The sequence below is a fragment of the Pseudomonas graminis genome, from assembly GCF_004364335.1.
Taxonomy (GTDB): domain Bacteria; phylum Pseudomonadota; class Gammaproteobacteria; order Pseudomonadales; family Pseudomonadaceae; genus Aquipseudomonas; species Aquipseudomonas graminis_D.
The window spans coordinates 161131-177927 of record NZ_SOCR01000011.1 but is presented as its reverse complement, the minus strand read 5'-3'; the positions used below and the strand labels follow the sequence as shown (position 1 = coordinate 177927).

General features: G+C 59.3%; 12 protein-coding genes. 2 read left to right on the top strand and 10 right to left on the bottom strand.

Annotation, left to right across the window (positions count from 1 at the left end; all coding sequences use genetic code 11):
* Window position 1: 1 nt before the first annotated feature.
* The 3 genes from EC919_RS21135 to EC919_RS21125 all read right to left on the bottom strand — a co-directional run bounded on the left by EC919_RS21135 (window position 2) and on the right by EC919_RS21125 (window position 2926).
* Window positions 2–1189, bottom strand: a complete 1188-nt coding sequence (locus EC919_RS21135) for an alpha-xenorhabdolysin family binary toxin subunit A (RefSeq protein ID WP_166650598.1) — start codon at window positions 1187–1189, stop codon at window positions 2–4.
* Between the two features lie 258 nt (window positions 1190–1447).
* The gene (locus EC919_RS21130) at window positions 1448–2242 is read right to left on the bottom strand and encodes a tetratricopeptide repeat protein (protein WP_133776278.1); all 795 of its coding nucleotides are present in this window, start codon (window positions 2240–2242) and stop codon (window positions 1448–1450) included.
* A 3-nt stretch (window positions 2243–2245) separates the two neighbouring features.
* Window positions 2246–2926, bottom strand: coding sequence for a Fe2+-dependent dioxygenase (locus tag EC919_RS21125; RefSeq protein ID WP_133776277.1), 681 nt, complete (start codon window positions 2924–2926; stop codon window positions 2246–2248).
* Between the two features lie 195 nt (window positions 2927–3121).
* On the opposite strand from EC919_RS21125, the gene EC919_RS21120 reads away from it, so the two are divergent.
* Window positions 3122–5371, top strand: coding sequence for a TonB-dependent receptor (locus EC919_RS21120; RefSeq protein ID WP_133776276.1), 2250 nt, complete (start codon window positions 3122–3124; stop codon window positions 5369–5371).
* A gap of 142 nt (window positions 5372–5513) precedes the next feature.
* Window positions 5514–8078, top strand: coding sequence for a sulfite reductase flavoprotein subunit alpha (locus EC919_RS21115; protein WP_133776309.1), 2565 nt, complete (start codon window positions 5514–5516; stop codon window positions 8076–8078).
* Window positions 8079–8285: 207 nt separating this feature from the next.
* Here EC919_RS21115 and EC919_RS21110 read toward each other — a convergent pair whose 3' ends face one another.
* The 7 genes from EC919_RS21110 to EC919_RS21080 form a co-directional block, all read right to left on the bottom strand.
* Window positions 8286–9257, bottom strand: coding sequence for an IS110 family transposase (locus tag EC919_RS21110; RefSeq protein WP_133776275.1), 972 nt, complete (start codon window positions 9255–9257; stop codon window positions 8286–8288).
* 466 nt (window positions 9258–9723) lie between these two features.
* Window positions 9724–10698: a peptide ABC transporter ATP-binding protein gene (locus EC919_RS21105; RefSeq protein WP_133776274.1), complete on the bottom strand. Its 975-nt coding sequence runs from the start codon at window positions 10696–10698 to the stop codon at window positions 9724–9726.
* A complete protein-coding gene (locus tag EC919_RS21100; protein WP_065990186.1) occupies window positions 10698–11666 on the bottom strand; it encodes an ABC transporter ATP-binding protein in 969 nt (322 codons plus the stop codon). The genes EC919_RS21105 and EC919_RS21100 overlap by 1 nt, the downstream gene beginning before the upstream one ends.
* Window positions 11667–11676: 10 nt before the next feature.
* A complete protein-coding gene (locus tag EC919_RS21095) occupies window positions 11677–12588 on the bottom strand; it encodes an ABC transporter permease subunit (RefSeq protein WP_133776273.1) in 912 nt (303 codons plus the stop codon).
* 11 nt (window positions 12589–12599) lie between these two features.
* Window positions 12600–13610 (bottom strand): ABC transporter permease subunit, encoded by a 1011-nt coding sequence (locus EC919_RS21090; protein WP_065990182.1) that lies wholly within the window; start codon window positions 13608–13610, stop codon window positions 12600–12602.
* 73 nt (window positions 13611–13683) lie between these two features.
* Complete coding sequence (locus EC919_RS21085) at window positions 13684–15291, bottom strand: ABC transporter substrate-binding protein (protein WP_243842305.1); 1608 nt, start codon at window positions 15289–15291, stop codon at window positions 13684–13686.
* Between the two features lie 95 nt (window positions 15292–15386).
* Complete coding sequence (locus tag EC919_RS21080) at window positions 15387–16766, bottom strand: OprD family porin (RefSeq protein WP_133776271.1); 1380 nt, start codon at window positions 16764–16766, stop codon at window positions 15387–15389.
* Between the last annotated feature and the right edge of the window lie 31 nt (window positions 16767–16797).

The window sequence follows — 16797 nt, the reverse complement described above, 5'->3', positions numbered from 1 at the left end:
TTTAAACTCCGTATTCTTCTTTGAATTCGCGGTCGGCGGCAGAAAAAACTTCTTCCAGTTGTTGGGTATTGCGTTCGATGGTTTCCCAAGGCTTGACCACCAGGTTGAAGTGGTTTCGAAATCTGCGCATGGAAAGCCCGTCGTGAATACCGTCAATTTCGGTAATGGAAGCGGCGATGAATGTGCTAAGCGAGTTCCAGACGGTGATCAGGTTATTGGTGGCTATGTTGGCATCAATCACAACCAGGTCGAGGTTTTGGAAATCCATTCGTATACGACCCAGCGCAGCCAGAATCTTGTTTTTCTGCGCCATCAGGGCGATGTCCTTCTCCTGTTCTTTGGTGAGCTCATTACGCGCCTTTCGGATTTTTTCAGCCTGGACGCTTGAGTAGATCATCATGGCCAAATTGCCCATGACAGAGCCGATGGCTTCCATCACGAGCGTTTTGTATTCTTTATTCTTCTCGTCGATGGTCAACGCGCGCTTATCAATTTTTATCTGCAGATCGCTGATTTCGCCGCCCAGGGAATTGTTGTCGATGAGAGACAGTTTGCGGCTGATGGCAGGGCCCACTTTCTCGCCTAACTCTTTGCCGAATGAGTCAAGGCGCTCTTTGATTCGATTGGCTTCGACCGCCTGGTCTTTTACTTTTTCAAGTATTTGATCCAGATAATAACCGAGATCGTTGCGGTCTTCTGCTTCGATACCGGGGAACGTTATTCCTGATTCGAATTCGAATTTGCGCAGATCTTCAAGTGTTTTGATACCGTGTTTTTCGACCAGGCCTAATGCCGCTATTTCGCTGAACACCTCAGCCATGCTTTGGCCATAGACTTGAATTGAGCCGGCGAAAACCACCAGTTTGGTATTGACGGTCAGCAAGTCCGTGCGCAATGGATTCCAGAGTCTGGCGTGACGATTGACAAGTTGGAACGTCTTCTGAAAGTCTGCGGCCTCCAGACCATTACCAGCACCGTGTTCATAGCCCAGATAGGCAATGACGTCTTTGAGCTCGATCGGAAGAGCGAGTCCGGCGACTTCATATTTTTTGAGGCTTTTGATCTGTTCTTTGGTCAATATCAGGCCGGTGTCCCGAGCATCGGTCTCAGGTGTTGCAACGGATAAACTGAACAGTGCCGCAGGGTCTGTCGCTGCGGCAGTTACAAGGTTTTGCTCTGGTTGAGACATATCATTAGTCCTTTAATGATGTCGCGTTACTATTCCGGAGGTTTGTCATTTCCGGATGCAGGCTCGTTAAGTTGTCTGCACGAACAAGAGAGTAAGTTGTGCTCCTGCGGAGGTCAAAGTGGAAAAGTAGGTTGAAAGTGTAGGAAAATTCCAGCGGCTTAGGTATCACGACTGGCTAATGCCCAGAAACCAGCACTCTCGAAGCGTTGCAAGAGTTTCGTAGGGTTATATTTAGAAAACGGAACTTACAATTAACCATTAAAGAGCGTTCAAGAGGTCACGATATGCCGTAGCGTCCGTTTCGTCTCCCAGCTGTGCCGCTTTTGCATGGTAGTCCAGCGCCAACGTGTGAATATCCGGGTGGACTGCGTGCAAGAGCACCTGGCGACTGACACGCAGGAATTTAAGGTTGCCAATGCTCAACGCTGTTTCGAGCCATTCGACGGCTTCCTCGACACGGCCTTGTTCGGCCAGTACTGCGGCGTGACTGAACTGCCCGCGAAAGTCGCCGCCCTCGGCCGAGCGCCGATACCAGTCATGGGCGGCAGCGAGATCCTGCTCGCAGCAAAGACCTTCTTCCAGATAACGCCCCACTAGGTTCATCGACTTTGCATGGCCCAGTTCTGCCGCCTTGCGATAGCAGGCCAGCGCTCGGGCCTGGTCTTTATTGACGCCACGTCCGGTCGCCAGAAGATTGCCGTAGTTATAAAAGCCCCAATCCAGACCGGCCTCGGCGGCAAGGCGATAATGTTCTGCGGCTTTGGTGGCGTCAGGGTCGCAGCCCCATCCATGTTCATGGCAACGTCCCAGCATGTTCTGCGCCATGGCATGGCCCTGGCGCGCCGCGATCTGAAACCAGACCAACGCCAGCGCCGGATCGCGTTCTATGCCGCTACCGTCGAGCAGGATCTGTCCGAGCAGCGCCTGGGCGTCGACGATGTTGGCCTGCGCCGCAATCAGAATCGCCCGTGCGGCACTGGCAGGGCTGTCTTCAAGCATGGCGCGCAACTGATCGCCATCGAGCACCTCTTCACGTCGCAGATTCCAGGTCATGACTCAGACCTCGACCCATTGCCGCAGCAGATTGTGATAAGTGCCGGTGAGTTGCAGCAGCGAGGGGTGGTCGGGCACATCGCGGCTGAGTTGCTGGATGGCGGCGTCCATTTCGAACAGTAGCGTGCGGTGGCCATCATCGCGCACCAGGCTCTGGGTCCAGAAGAACGAGGCGTACCGCGCACCCCGTGTCACGGCGTTGACCTTGTGCAGACTGCTGGCCGGATAAAGCAGCAGGTCACCCGCCGGCAGCTTGACCTGACGGGTGCCGAAGGTGTCCTGAATCACCAGCTCGCCGCCGTCGTAGTCATCGGGATCGCTGAAGAACAGCGTCGATGACAGATCCGTGCGCACGCGCTCGGCGCTGCCCTTGGCCTGACGCACGGCGTTGTCGATGTGGAAATCGAAACTGCCGCCGCCGGTGTAGCAATTCACCAACGGCGGGAAGACCTTGTGGGGCAGGGCGGCGGACATGAACAGCGGGTTCTGCCAGAGGCGTTCGAGCATCGCCGCGCCGATCTCCAATGCCAGTGGATGGCCTTCCGACAACTGCAGGTTGTGCTTGGCTTTCGCCGACTGGTGCCCGGCGGTGATCTTGCCGTCGGCCCATTCGGTTTCTTCCAGCGCCTGTCGAATGCGACGTACCTCCTCGGGTGAAAACAGACCGGGGATATGTAGGAGCATGAATCGCGACCTGCGAGAAGAATGAGGCGGCGGATGATAGTGATTCTTATTGATCGTGTAAAACGTCACCCGCGCGCGTGAATGGGCGGATGTGAAAATTGAGTAATGGTAAAGTGTAAAGAATGTAAGTTTTCTGCGAATGCGAAGCAGTCTCAACTATATTCCGCCGCCTTATTGTTTCCTTGGGGAAGGAAAATGCCGCGCCAGCCACAACCCGTTACCGCACATCCGCAGCGTTCCATCGTCGGCGCAGTCAGCGTCGCCCTTGCCGCGATGTCAGCCGCCCATGTGGCGCAGGCTGCGGAACCTGCCTCGGATGCTCTGAATCTCGGGGCCACCAACATTGACGGCGAGCGGGCCGACACGGCTTACAAGACCGAAGAATCGGCCTCGAAAAAGTACACTGCGCCTCTGCGCGAGACGCCGAAAAGCGTCACGGTGATCCCGCAGCAAGTCATCCGCGACACCGCCGCCACGAGCCTGGCCGACGCTTTGCGCACCACCCCCGGCATTACGTTTGGCGCGGGCGAGGGCGGTAACCCGAATGCGGATCGCCCGATCATTCGCGGCTTCAACGCAGAGAGCGACGTGTTCATCGACGGCATGCGCGACGTAGCAGCGCAGAGCCGGGAGATTTTCAACGTCGAATCGGTCGAGGTCAGCAAAGGCCCTGGCTCGGCATTCACCGGCGCAGGCTCAACGGGTGGCAGCCTGAACCTCGTCACCAAAGGCGCTCATCTGGGCGATGACTTCAACGGCGGCTACACCTTCGGTTCGGACCAGACCCAGCGTTACACCCTCGACGTCAACAAGCAGATGACCGACACCTCGGCCTTCCGCCTGAACCTGATGAAGCATGATTCCAACGTCGCTGGCCGCAACGATGTCGACAACAGCCGCTGGGGCGTCGCGCCTTCGTTCGCGTTCGGTCTGGGCACCGACACGCGGGTCAAGGTCGATTACTACCACCTGTCCACGGACGACATGCCCGACTACGGCATTCCGTTGACCAACACCACCGGCCGCAGCAAGTACGTGGTTGACAAGCCGGCCCACGTCAACGAAAACAACTTTTACGGCCTGACCGACCGCGACTACCGCAAGAGCGTCAACGACAGCGGCACGATCCGCCTCGAACACGACCTCAACGACAACCTGACGATTTCCAACAGCTTCCGCATGTCGCGCTCGACGCTGGACTACATCGTCACCAACCCGGACGACAGCCGCGGTAACGTCGCCAGAGGCCTGGTCTCGCGCTCGGCAAAAAGCCGCAATTCCACCTCCAGCGGCTTCGTCAACCAGACCGACCTGCAAGCGAAATTCGACACCGGTTTCATTCAGCACAGCCTGGTGACGGGGCTCGAGTTTTCTTACCAGGACACCCACAACCGCGGCTACAACGTACTTAGCGCCAGCGGCGGGACCATTGGCTCGACGTGTAATGCAGCGCTACTGGCGTCAGGCGATTGCACCAGCCTGTCCAACCCGTCGCCGAAAGACGACTGGAACGGCACCATCACCGACAGCCAGGCGTACACCGATACCGACACCAAAACCAGTGCCGCCTACGTTTTCGACACGCTGAAATTCAACGAGCAGTGGTCGTTGAATCTCGGCCTGCGTTATGACGATTACGACGTGCGCTCCAGTGGTTACAGCACCGGCGGCCGTGGTTCGGTGGCGGGCAGCTTCAAGCGCGAGAACACCAGCCAGCTGTGGAATTACCAGGTCGGGGTGACCTATAAGCCACTGCCGAACGGCAGCATCTACGCGGCATGGTCGACGTCCAGCAACCCCTCGGGTGAAACCAGCGGCAATGGCGGTCTGGAAATCGCGGCGAACAACGCCAACCTTGATCCGGAAAAGAACCGCAACTATGAGCTGGGCACCAAGTGGGACTTCTTCGACGACAACCTGTCGCTGACCGCTGCGCTGTTCCGCACCGAGAAGACCAACGCGCGGGTGACCGACCCTGATAACGCGACGTTTCAGGTGCTGGACGGCGAGCAGCGTGTCGATGGCCTGGAGCTGACCTACAGCGGCAACATCACCGGCAAATGGAAAGTCTACGGCGGCTACACCTACATGGAGAGCGAGATCGTCAGCGCGACCAGCAAGGCGGACGAGGGCAACCACATGCCGAGCACGCCGCGCAACAGCTTCAATTTCTGGTCGACCTACGAACTGATGCCGAAGTTGACCGTGGGCGGCGGCGCGACCTTCGTCGATTCGCGTTTCGGCAACGAAGCCAACTCGGTGGAAGTGCCGTCCTACTGGCGCTACGACGCCATGGCCACGTACGCGCTGACCAAGAACGTCGACCTGCAGCTGAACGTGCAGAACCTGACCGACAAGCGTTATTACGACCAGGTCTTCAGCACCCACTACGCGCACATGGCCGCCGGGCGTACTGCGCTGATGAGTGCCAGCTTCCACTTCTGATCTGCAAGCGGACGCATCACCTGTGGTAGCGGTATCACGGTCGCTACCGCAGCTTTTGCATCAAGAATCAGACACAGATGAGAATACATGCCGTTTGTGCGCATAATGCGCGCCGTAGCGGGTGAGTGAGGTGTCGAGGGTGTTGAAGAAAGTCCTGTTTCAAGTGCACTGGTTCTTCGGAATCACGGCGGGTCTGGTGCTTGCCCTGATGGGGATCACTGGCGCGCTGTATTCCTTCGAGGACGAAATACTCGACGCGCTCAACCCCGACGTATTGTTCGTGCAGCCCCAGCCCCATCTTCAGCCTCGTCAACTGTCACTGGCGGAAATGGTCAGCAAGGTTGAAGCCCAGGGCAAAGACAAGGTAGCGATGTTCCGCATCGATGTCGACGGCGACCGGATCGCCCAGGTCTGGTTCACACCGCCGCCGGGCCAGCGTCGCGGCGAAATGCACAACTTCAACCCCTACACCGGAGACTTTACCGAGGACGCCGTAGGTCAGGACTTCTTCGGCTTCATCCTCAACCTGCACCGATTCCTTGCCGCAGGGGAGTACGGCAAGCAAGTCACCGCAGCCTGCACCCTAATCCTCATTTTCTTTTGCCTGTCCGGGCTGTATCTGCGCTGGCCGCGCAAGCCGCTGAACTGGCGCGTCTGGCTGACCATGGACTGGGCGAAGAAGGGACGCAGTTTCAATTGGGACCTGCATTCGGTGTTTGGCACCTGGTGCCTGATCATCTATCTGCTGCTGGCGATCACCGGGTTGATGTGGTCCTACGAGTGGTTCAGCAACGGCATGACCAAGCTGATTGGCGATCCTCCGGTGGCGGGCGAACAGCGCCGTAGTGGAGGGCCGCGTCCGGGCCCTGCTGTGAAGGAGGCGCCTAAAGTCGTAACGGCTTCGACCCCGGATTACGACGCCATCTGGCAGACCATCCAGAGCACCGCCGGACCGGACCTCAAGACGTACAACCTGCGCATGCCCCAGGCACCGGGCCAGATGGCGACGGTGTTCTACCTGCTTAAAACGGGCCCGCACCCCCGCGCGTTGAACCAGATGACTCTCGATCCGGCCGACGGCTCGCTCAAGGCAGTGTCGCGCTATTCCGAGAAAAGCCTCGGCGCGCAGTTGTTGGTCAGCAACTACGCGCTGCACACCGGGAGCTATTTTGGTCTGATCGGGCGTATCGTCGTGACCGTGGCCGCGCTGTTGATGCCCTTGTTTTTCATCACCGGCTGGCTGCTGTACCTGGACCGTCGACGCAAGAAGCGCGAGATCCGCAACGCGCGCGGTGAAGTGTCGGCAACGACGGGCGAGCAGGGCGCGGCCTGGTTGATCGGCTTTGCCAGCCAGAGCGGGTTCGCCGAGCAACTGGCCTGGCAAACCGCCGGCCAGCTGCAAACGGCCGGTGTGGCGGTCAAGGTGCAGCGTCTGGGCGACATCACCGAGCAGGACTTGCATCAGAGCCGCAACGCGCTGTTCGTCGTCAGCACCTTTGGCGATGGCGAAGCACCGGACAGTGCCCGAGCCTTCGAGCGCAAGGTGTTGGGCCGGCCGCTGGCACTGGATAATCTCAACTACGCGGTGCTGGGGCTGGGCGATCGCCAGTATCAACAGTTCTGCGGTTTCGCTCAGCGCCTGCACGGCTGGTTGTCCGAGCGCGGTGGGCGCACGCTGTTCGCACCGGTGGAAGTGGACAGTGGCGACGGCGCGGCGCTGCAACACTGGCAACAGCAACTGGGCCAGCTGACGGGCTCGACGCCGACGACCGTCTGGCAAGCACCGGAGTATCAAAACTGGACGCTGGTGGCCCGGGAATGGCTGAACCCCGGCAGCGTGGGCTCGAAGGTGTTTTTACTCGGCCTGACGTGGGATTCAGCGGCTCGTTGGGAGGCCGGCGATCTGGTGGAGGTGTTGCCGCGCAACCCGGCCTCTGCGGTCGAGCAGTTACTGTCCGGACTGGGCATTCCTGCAGACACCCAGGTCACCGTCGATGGCTTGAGCGAGACCCTCGGCCAAGCCTTGTCCACGCGTCAGTTGCCGGTGAATCGGAGTCATCTGGTGGGCTTGCACGCGCAGGCGTTGGTCGATGCACTGGTGCCGCTGGCGATGCGCGAGTATTCGATTGCGTCGATTCCTGAGGACGGTGTGTTGCAGATGATCGTGCGTCAGGAGCTGCACCCCGATGGCAGCCTTGGGCTGTGTTCGGGCTGGTTGACCGAGCATGTTGCGGTAGGCGGCGCTGTCAGTGTGCGGGTGCGTCGCAACAGTGGTTTCCATCTGCCGGCCGAGTCGGCGCCGATGATTTTGATCGGCAACGGCACTGGCCTGGCGGGCCTGCGCAGCTTGCTCAAGGCGCGCGTCGCGTCCGGTGAGCAGCGCAACTGGTTGCTGTTCGGCGAGCGAAACAGTGCACACGATTTCCACTGCGCGGATGAGCTCAACGGCTGGCTGGCGAATGGAGATCTGGCGCGTCTGGACCTGGCATTTTCCCGGGATCAGGCTGAAAAAATCTATGTGCAGGACCGCTTGCGTGAGGCAGATGATGAACTGCGTCGCTGGCTGGCCGAGGGCGCTGTGATTTACATCTGCGGGAGTCTGGAAGGCATGGCAGGCGGGGTGGATGCGACGTTGAACGCGCTGCTGGGTGAGGACGCGGTGCGGGAGTTGATCGAGCAGGGTCGGTATCGGCGGGATGTGTATTGAGGTGGTTCGTTCTACGATGGAACCCTTTCATTCCCGGCTAAAGGCGGTTCCGCTGAATGCACGCGATCCGCTGTTGATATCGTCTTGATGTCCCGACTGCAACCCCAGCAGCGCGTTAGCGCTGCTGCTTTCAGGCAGGCACAACGGTACCTCCGCAGCTCACACGGCAGCGCCAACCTGGCCATCCAAGTCTTTGTCGATCAGCCTTCAAGCGGCCAAAGCAATTCCAGGGTCGAATGGCTTGTTGCTCTTAAGCACGCCATAGATCAGGTGCAACATCTTGCGCATCACTGCACAGATAACTTGCTTGGGAGCCTTTCCGTTCGCTTTCAATCTCTTGGCGAACTCGCTCAGCACCTCATTGTGTTGAATTCCTACGATCGCGGGCATGTAAAGGCCGCCCCTGAGCCGCGACGAGCCGGTTCGGCTAATGCGGGTTGCACCGACGTAACCTCCAGAGCGGTCCTGTCTGGGCGATAATCCAGCGAAGGCAGAGAGCTTTTTCGGTCCCTCGTAATCCAAAGGGTCTCCCAGTTCCGCGAGGATCAGCGCGGCAGTTTTCTCGCCTATGCCATCAATGGAGGTCATCAACTCGCTCTTGCCGCGCAGGTCAGGATCATCGTCGATGTGCTGCTTGATCGCTTTTTCGGTTTCGGTGATTTCTTCCGAGACATGAGCAATCACCGATTCGATGGACGTTACGACGTTCGGGCTGGCAACTTCCAGGCGGTTTTTCTCCATCTGACGGATCTCGTTGAGATCTTCCAGACGGCGGACCAACGCCCTCAGACGGCGCCGCGACTGAGGCTCAGGCACCCAAAGCCGCAGCTTGCGATGCTTCTGCATGGCGAAATCGGAGATGAGTTTGGCATCGGTTTTGTCAGTCTTGTTGCGTGACAACTCCGACTTGGCATGAGCGGCGGTGGTGGCAGGGTTCGCGATATGAAGCCGGTATCCCTTTTGAAAAAGGAAATCTGCCAACGCTTCGTGGTAATTGCCCGTGGCCTCAATGACTATCAGCGCATCCGGTGTGGCGTGCTTCTGGAGCCAGGACTCAAACTCGGCAAATCCCTTGGCATCATTGCTCAACTTGCCCTTGGTGCGGTGTTTGCCATTGTCCAACGGCGTTGCAACATCAAAAGTATTCTTGGCCATGTCAACGCCAACGAATGCAGACATGCTGTTCTCCTTTTCAACTGAAGATCAATCATCGCGTCACTCGGCTTCGACCTTGTAAATGCGAGCTCACAACGTGGCTCTAGATATCGTACGAGCTCAATGAGTAAGGTTGGAAAGGCGGAGAATGGATCTACTTCGCAGGCTATAACGCCACTAGGAGCCGGTCGTCTTCACGCCTTTCCCTCGATGATCAGTCGAGAACTTTACCTTCTGAGAAGACAAAGTCGAGATACAAGGAGCCGGCTTGCTGGCGAACTCGGTGGGTCAGTCTATATCTTCATATCTGACCCACCGCATTCGCCAGCAAGCCGGCTCCTACAGTGAAGTGGCGTGCATTCAGTAGGACCGGCTTCAGCCGGGACCAAGGCATCCGTTATCGCGAAGCAGTGGTTCAGGCGCCACAAAATCAAGCCACAAAAAAAGGCCGTTGCGCTCACACGCAACGGCCTTTTTTATGACTCAACCATCACGCCACAAACTGTTCCGCGTAATGGCAGGCCACCTGACGGTTGTCGACCCAACGCAGCTCCGGCACTTCGACGGCGCAGCGTTCGGTCGCGTAAGGGCAGCGCTTGTGGAACGCGCAGCCTGACGGCGGGTTCAGCGGGTTGGGCAGCTCGCCGACGATTTTGATCTTCGGCTTCGACGGGTCCGGGTGGATCGTCGGGGTCGCCGACAGCAGCGCCTGGGTGTACGGGTGCAGCGGGCGGTTGTAGATCTCTTCCTTGGGCCCCATCTCGGCCGGGCGACCGAGGTACATCACCAACACCGTGTCGGCGACGTGACGCACCACCGCCAGGTTGTGGGAAATGAACACGTAACCGGTGTTGAACTCTTGCTGCAGATCCATGAACAGGTTCAGCACCTGCGCCTGAATCGATACGTCGAGCGCCGACGTCGGTTCGTCCGCCACCAGCACTTTAGGCTGCAGCATCATCGCCCGCGCCAGCGCGATACGTTGACGCTGACCGCCGGAGAACATATGCGGGTAGCGCTGATAGTGCTCGGGACGCAGACCGACCTGAGCCATCATCGCCTGCACCTTCTCGCGGCGTTCGGCGGCGGAAAGATTAGTGTTGATCAGCAGCGGCTCGCCCAGTTGATCACCGACTTTCTGCCGCGGATTGAGCGACGCGTAGGGGCTCTGGAACACCATCTGCACGTCTTTGCGCAGCTGTTTGCGTTGCGCCTTGGTCGCGCCGGTGACTTCCTGGCCGGCGATTTTCAACGATCCCGAAGAAGGCTCTTCGATCAGCGTCAGTGCGCGGGCCAGCGTCGACTTGCCGCAACCGGACTCACCGACCACCGCCAGCGTCTTGCCGGCTTCGAGTTCGAACGACACGCCGTTGAGCGCGCGCACGGTTGCATGGGGCTTGAACAGCCCACGGGACACATCGTAGTGACGAGTAAGGTCACGAGCGGTCAGTACGATTTCGCTCATCACGCCACCTCCTGATTCAGCGGAAAGAAGCAACGCGCCAGGCTATGGGCTTTCGGGTCGAGGCCCGGGCGTTGCTGGCGGCATTTGTCCTGAACATACGGGCAGCGCGGCGAGAGCAGGCAGCCACTTGGACGGTCGTAACGACCCGGGACGATGCCCGGCAGCGTCGACAGGCGCGCGGCGCCCATGCTGTGCTCGGGAATCGCCGCCAGCAACGCTTCGCTGTACGGGTGCGCCGGGACGTCGAACAGCCCCGGTACCTGACCCACTTCCACCGCCTGACCGGCATACATCACGCAGACCCGCTGAGCGGTTTCAGCCACCACGGCAAGGTCGTGGGTGATCAGCACCAGCGCCATGTCCTGCTCTTTTTGCAGCGCGAGCAGCAGGTCCATGATCTGCGCCTGAATGGTCACGTCCAGCGCAGTGGTCGGTTCGTCGGCGATCAGCAGTTTTGGTTCGCCGGCGATGGCCATGGCGATCGCAACACGCTGGCTCATGCCGCCGGACAGTTGATGCGGGTAGGCGTCCAGACGCTGTGCGGCGCCCGGAATTTCAACCTTCTGCAACAGCTCCAGTGCGCGCTGATGGGCAGCGCGGCCGGACAGACCCAAGTGCTGCTTAAGCACTTCCTTGATCTGGAAACCCACGGTGTAGCTCGGGTTCAGCGCCGTCATCGGGTCCTGGAAGACCATCGACATGTCTTTGCCGACGATCTTGCGACGCTGACGCGCATTGAGCGTGAGCATGTCCTTGCCGTCGAAGACCAGGGCATCGGCGGTGACGATGCCGGGGTGCTCGATCAGGCCCATGAGCGCCATCATGGTCACGGATTTACCCGAACCCGATTCGCCCACGATCGCCAGCACTTCGCCCTTGTCGACCGCCAGGTCCAGGCCGTCGACGACCGGGGTGGCCGTGGCGTCGCCAAAGCGCACGTTGAGGTTCTTGATGTTTAAAAGAGACATTCGGACGTCCTCAGGCGGCGTTCTTGAGTTTCGGGTCCAGCGCATCGCGCAGACCGTCGCCCATCAGGTTGATTGCCAGCACGCTGAGCAAAATGGTCAGACCCGGGAGGCTGACCACCCACCAGGCGCGTTCGATGTAGTCGCGGGCCGAAGCGAGCATGGTGCCCCACTCTGGCGTCGGCGGTTGTACACCCAGACCCAGGAAGCCCAGCGCCGCAGCGTCGAGGATTGCCGAGGAGAAACTCAACGTGGCCTGAACGATCAGCGGCGCCATGCAGTTGGGCAGCACGGTGATGAACATCAGGCGCGGCAGCGTTGCGCCGGCCAGACGCGCGGCGGTCACGTAGTCACGGTTCAGTTCGCCCATAACGGCTGCACGGGTCAGACGCACGTAGGACGGCAGGGAAACGATGGCGATGGCGATGACGGTGTTGATCAGGCCAGGGCCGAGGATCGCGACGATGGCCACAGCCAGCAGCAGCGACGGCAGCGCCAGCATGATGTCCATCAGACGCATGATGGTCGGGCCGAGGATTTTCGGGAAGAAACCGGCCAGCAGACCCATGAGGATCCCCGGAATCAGCGACATCACCACCGAGGACAGGCCGATCAGCAGCGACAGGCGCGAACCCTGAATCAGACGCGACAGCAGGTCGCGGCCCAGTTCATCGGTACCCAGTAGAAACTGCCATTGGCCGCCTTCAAGCCAGACCGGCGGGGTCAGCAGGAAATCACGGTATTGCTCGCTCGGGTCATGGGGGGCAACCCACGGCGCGAACAGGGCGCAGAACACGATCACCAGCATGAACGCCAGGCCCGCGACGGCGCCTTTGTTCTTGGAGAAGTGCTGCCAGAACTCTTTGTAGACGGACGGGTAGAGCAGGCTTTGATCGACTGCTACTACGGGAGTAGGTGTGCTCATAAAAAGGGATCTCAGCGCTGATGACGAATGCGTGGGTTGGCAAAGCCGTAGAGGATGTCCACCACGAAGTTGACCAGAATCACCAGGCAGGCGATTAGCAGGATGCCGTTTTGCACGACAGGGTAGTCACGGGCGCCAATGGCCTCGATCAGCCACTTGCCGATGCCCGGCCAGGAGAAGATCGTTTCGGTCAGAACCGCACCGGCCAGCAGCGTGCCCACTTGCAGACCGAACACCGTCAGTACCGGGATCAGCGCGTTGCGCAGGCCGTGAACGAACACCACGCGAGCCGGCGAAAGGCCCTTGGCGCGAGCAGTGCGCACATAGTCTTCACGCAGGACTTCGAGCATCGAGGAGCGGGTCATCCGGGCGATGACCGCCAGCGGAATGGTGCCCAGCACGATGGCCGGCAGAATCAGGTGACGCAGGGCGTCCATGAACGAACCTTCTTCATCGCTGAGCAGGGTGTCGATCAGCATGAAGCCGGTTTTGGGGGGAATGTCGTAGAGCAGGTCGATACGTCCCGATACCGGGGTCCAGCCCAGCGATACCGAGAAGAACATGATCAGGATCAGGCCCCACCAGAAGATCGGCATCGAGTACCCCGCCAGGGAGATACCCATGACCCCATGGTCGAACAGGGACCCTCGCTTCAGTGCCGCAATGACACCGGCCAGCAGCCCGAGAATGCCCGCGAAGATCAGCGCCGCAATCGACAGTTCCAGGGTTGCCGGGAACAGCGAAGTGAATTCGGACCACACGCTCGTGCGCGTACGCAGCGATTCGCCCAGGTCGCCATGGGCGAGCTTGCCGACGTAATCGATGTATTGCGCATAAAGGGGTTTGTTCAGGCCAAGACGTTCCATGGCTTGGGCGTGCATTTCCGGATCGACCCGGCGTTCACCCATCATGACTTCGACAGGGTCGCCGGGAATCAGGCGAATCAGTGCGAAGGTCAGCAAGGTGATGCCGAAGAAGGTGGGTATGAGCAACCCCACTCGGCGAGCGATAAAACTAAACATCTTCTCGTGTACCTCATCAGCCGGTTAGGCGTATTCCGGCGGGTCTCTGGGTAGAGCCCGCCGGCTTATTCTTCTACTTCACTTGGGTGGTAGCGAAGTTATTAGTGGTGAGAGGGCTGATGTGGTAGCCCTCTACGTTGTTGCGCATGGCAGTGAACGCCTTGGTGTAGGCCATGCTGATCCATGGCAGGTCCTGGTTGAAGATCACTTGAGCCTGCTCGTAGAGCGCAGCACGCTCGGCCGGGTCGGTTTTTTCCCGTGCCTGATCGATCAACGTCTGGAACTTCTGATTACACCAGCGCGCGTAGTTTTCGCCGTTCTTGGCGGCCTCGCAACTGAGGTTCGGCGTCAGGAAGTTATCAGGGTCGCCATTGTCACCTGACCAGCCGGCCGACACCATGTCGTGTTCGCCGTTTTTGGCACGTTTGAGCATTTCACCCCATTCCATGACGCGTATATCTAACTTAATGCCGACTTTGGCCAGGTCGGACTGCATCATTTGTGCGCCCATGGCCGGGTTAGGGTTGGTCGGACCGCCGCCGTTGCGCGTGAACAGGGTCAGCACGGTGCCTTCCGGAACGCCGGCTTCCTTGAGCAGGGCGCGCGCCTTGTCCAGATCGTGGGCAGGGTTTTTCAGGTCTTTGTTGTAACCCAGCAGCGTGTCCGGATACGGGTTCACGGCGACGGTAGCATTGTCCTTGCCAAACAGAGCTTTGACGTAGGCCTCTTTATCAAACGCAAGCTCGATGGCCTTACGCACGCGCACGTCGCTCATGTATTTGTGCGTGGTGTTCATGGCGATGTAAGCGGTGGTCATCGAGTTCAGCTCATCGACCTTGAGGTTCGGGTCTTTCTTGATGTTCGGAATGTCGTCCGGCTTGGGGTACAACGCAACCTGACACTCGTTGGCCTTGAGCTTCTGCAGGCGCACGTTGTTGTCGGTGGCAATGGCGAAGATCAGAGTGTCGGCCGGCGGCTTGCCACGGAAATACTCCGGGTTGGCCTTGAAGCGAACCTGAGCGTCCTTTGCGTAGCGCTGGAAGACGAACGGACCGGTGCCGATGGGCTGGCTGTTGAGGTTGTCGGTCTTGTTGGCCTTGAGCAACTGATCGGCGTATTCCGCCGAGTACACCGAGGCAAAGGCCATGGCGACGTCAGCCAGGAACGGCGATTCGCGGCGGGTCAGGGTGAACTTGACGGTGCTGTCGTCCACTTTCTCGACGTTCTTCAGCAGCTCTTTGAAACCCATGCTCTCGAAGTACGGGTAGCCGACCTGCGACTGTTTGTGCCACGGGTGGTTGGGGTCCAGTTGACGCTGGAAGCTCCAGATCACGTCATCGGCGTTCATGTCGCGGGTCGGTTTGAAGTATTCGGTGGTGTGAAACTTGACGCCCTTGCGCAGGTGGAACGTGTAGGTCAGGCCGTCATCGCTGATCTCCCAAGTCTCAGCCAGCGCGGGAACGATTTCCGTGGTGCCTGGCTTGAAATCCACCAGACGGTTGTAAATGGTTTCCGCCGACGCATCGGCGGTCACGGCGGTGGTGTACAGCGCCGTGTCGAAACCTTCCGGGCTGGCTTCGGTGCAGACCACCAGAGGTTTGGCCGATATGCCGACCGCGACGCTGAATACCGCCAGTGCGATCGCGCCGCGCAATGTTGCGAGTTTGAATGTCGATTTCAAGTAACGCACTCCGCAAGTGATGAAGCCATAAGTGAGTCGGTATCGGGCCACGAAGTTCGGTAAACCGCACATCGAGGCCCGATCAATCGCGTTGATTACATAATGTTGAATGGAATCGTGGTCACCAGACGGAACTCGTTGATGTTGCCGTCAGCCTGGTTGGCGCTCGCGCGGTGCGTGGTGTAGGTCGCACGCATGGTCGAGGCCTTCAGCGGGCCGGACTGCAGGGTGTACGACGAGCCAACACCGTATTCGTAGTGAGTTTCGCCGTCCATTCTCGAGACGTCGTAAGCGGTGCCTTTGTAATGGGTACCGTCGATGTCGAAGCCGCGCGCCTGGTAGATGTTGAACTTCAGGCCTGGCACGCCGTAGTCAGCCATGTTCAGCAGGTAGCTCAGTTGCACCGACTTCTCGTTCGGGCCGTTGAAGTCCGAGAGCAGGGAGTTGGCCAGGAAGATGGCGTTGGTGTCGTGGACGTAGTCGAAGTAGGTGTCGCCTTCGACTTCCTGGTACGCGACGCTGAAGCTGTGGGCCTTGTGGGTGGCGGTCAACGACAGGCTGTACGTGTCGTTGTCGATCTCGCCCATTTTCTTCTGACCGGAATCCTTGGTCTTGTAGTAGTTCAGGTTGGTGCTCAAGCCCAGTACATCGGGGTCACCCAGTTCGTGGGTGAACGCGAAGTAGTACTGATGCCAGAAGTCTTCGACGTTGGAGGCGTAGAAGCTGGTGGTCAGGCTTTTGAAAGGTTTGTAATCAACGCCCGCCATGTCAACGCGATCGGCGGTGGCGGTGTTGTTGGTGTACTCGGAACGGAACTTGGTCAGGCTCTGCTCGGTACGTGGCGACACGCGGTCGAAGCTGCCGGCCTGGATCGAGATGTTGTTGAACTCTTCGCTCAGAATGCTCACACCTTCGAAGCTCGAAGGCAGCGCACGGTTGCCGATGTAAGCCAGCACCGGGGTGTTCATCGACTGGCGGCCGGCGGTCAGGGTCGTGTTGGAGACGCGCGCCTTGATGTTGCCCAGGCCCAACTTGCTCCACTGTCCAACAGGGTCGCCGTTGTTTTCGGTCAGCGTACGGTTGGCGCCGCCCATCAGGTCGTCTTTGTCGCGGTCCAGCGCAACGGCGTTGTAGACCGCCATTTGCGTGGCGAAGCCGACAGTGCCCTGGGTGAAGCCCGAGCTGTAGTCAACGATCGTGCCCTGAACCCAGTTGATCCGGCGCGGGTCGCTGTCGACCACGACGCCGTTCTCTTTGCGGGTGAACTCGCCGCCACGACGCAACAGTTCGTTGGCGTACCAGTTCTTGGTCGAACCGGTCAGTTTCGAGTCTTCCAGAAAGCCCTTGGCTTCGCCCTGGAGGTTGGTGGTGGCCAGTGTGGTCGGAACGAACTCCTGACTGGTCGGCTCTGCCTGTGCCGCGACGCTGATGGCGAGGACGGATAAGGCGAATACAGCGGTGCTGGCTTTTTTCACGTTTGAAGCTCCCGATTGCTGCTTTTTTAGA

What these genes read in the sequence shown, in the direction of transcription:
- EC919_RS21135 (WP_166650598.1), bottom strand. Translation starts at nt 1,189, where the DNA reads ATGTCTCAACCAGAGCAAAACCTTGTAACTGCCGCAGCGACAGACCCT.
- EC919_RS21130 (WP_133776278.1), bottom strand. Translation starts at nt 2,242, where the DNA reads ATGACCTGGAATCTGCGACGTGAAGAGGTGCTCGATGGCGATCAGTTG.
- EC919_RS21125 (WP_133776277.1), bottom strand. Translation starts at nt 2,926, where the DNA reads ATGCTCCTACATATCCCCGGTCTGTTTTCACCCGAGGAGGTACGTCGC.
- EC919_RS21120 (WP_133776276.1), top strand. Translation starts at nt 3,122, where the DNA reads ATGCCGCGCCAGCCACAACCCGTTACCGCACATCCGCAGCGTTCCATC.
- EC919_RS21110 (WP_133776275.1), bottom strand. Translation starts at nt 9,257, where the DNA reads ATGTCTGCATTCGTTGGCGTTGACATGGCCAAGAATACTTTTGATGTT.
- EC919_RS21105 (WP_133776274.1), bottom strand. Translation starts at nt 10,698, where the DNA reads ATGAGCGAAATCGTACTGACCGCTCGTGACCTTACTCGTCACTACGAT.
- EC919_RS21100 (WP_065990186.1), bottom strand. Translation starts at nt 11,666, where the DNA reads ATGTCTCTTTTAAACATCAAGAACCTCAACGTGCGCTTTGGCGACGCC.
- EC919_RS21095 (WP_133776273.1), bottom strand. Translation starts at nt 12,588, where the DNA reads ATGAGCACACCTACTCCCGTAGTAGCAGTCGATCAAAGCCTGCTCTAC.
- EC919_RS21090 (WP_065990182.1), bottom strand. Translation starts at nt 13,610, where the DNA reads ATGTTTAGTTTTATCGCTCGCCGAGTGGGGTTGCTCATACCCACCTTC.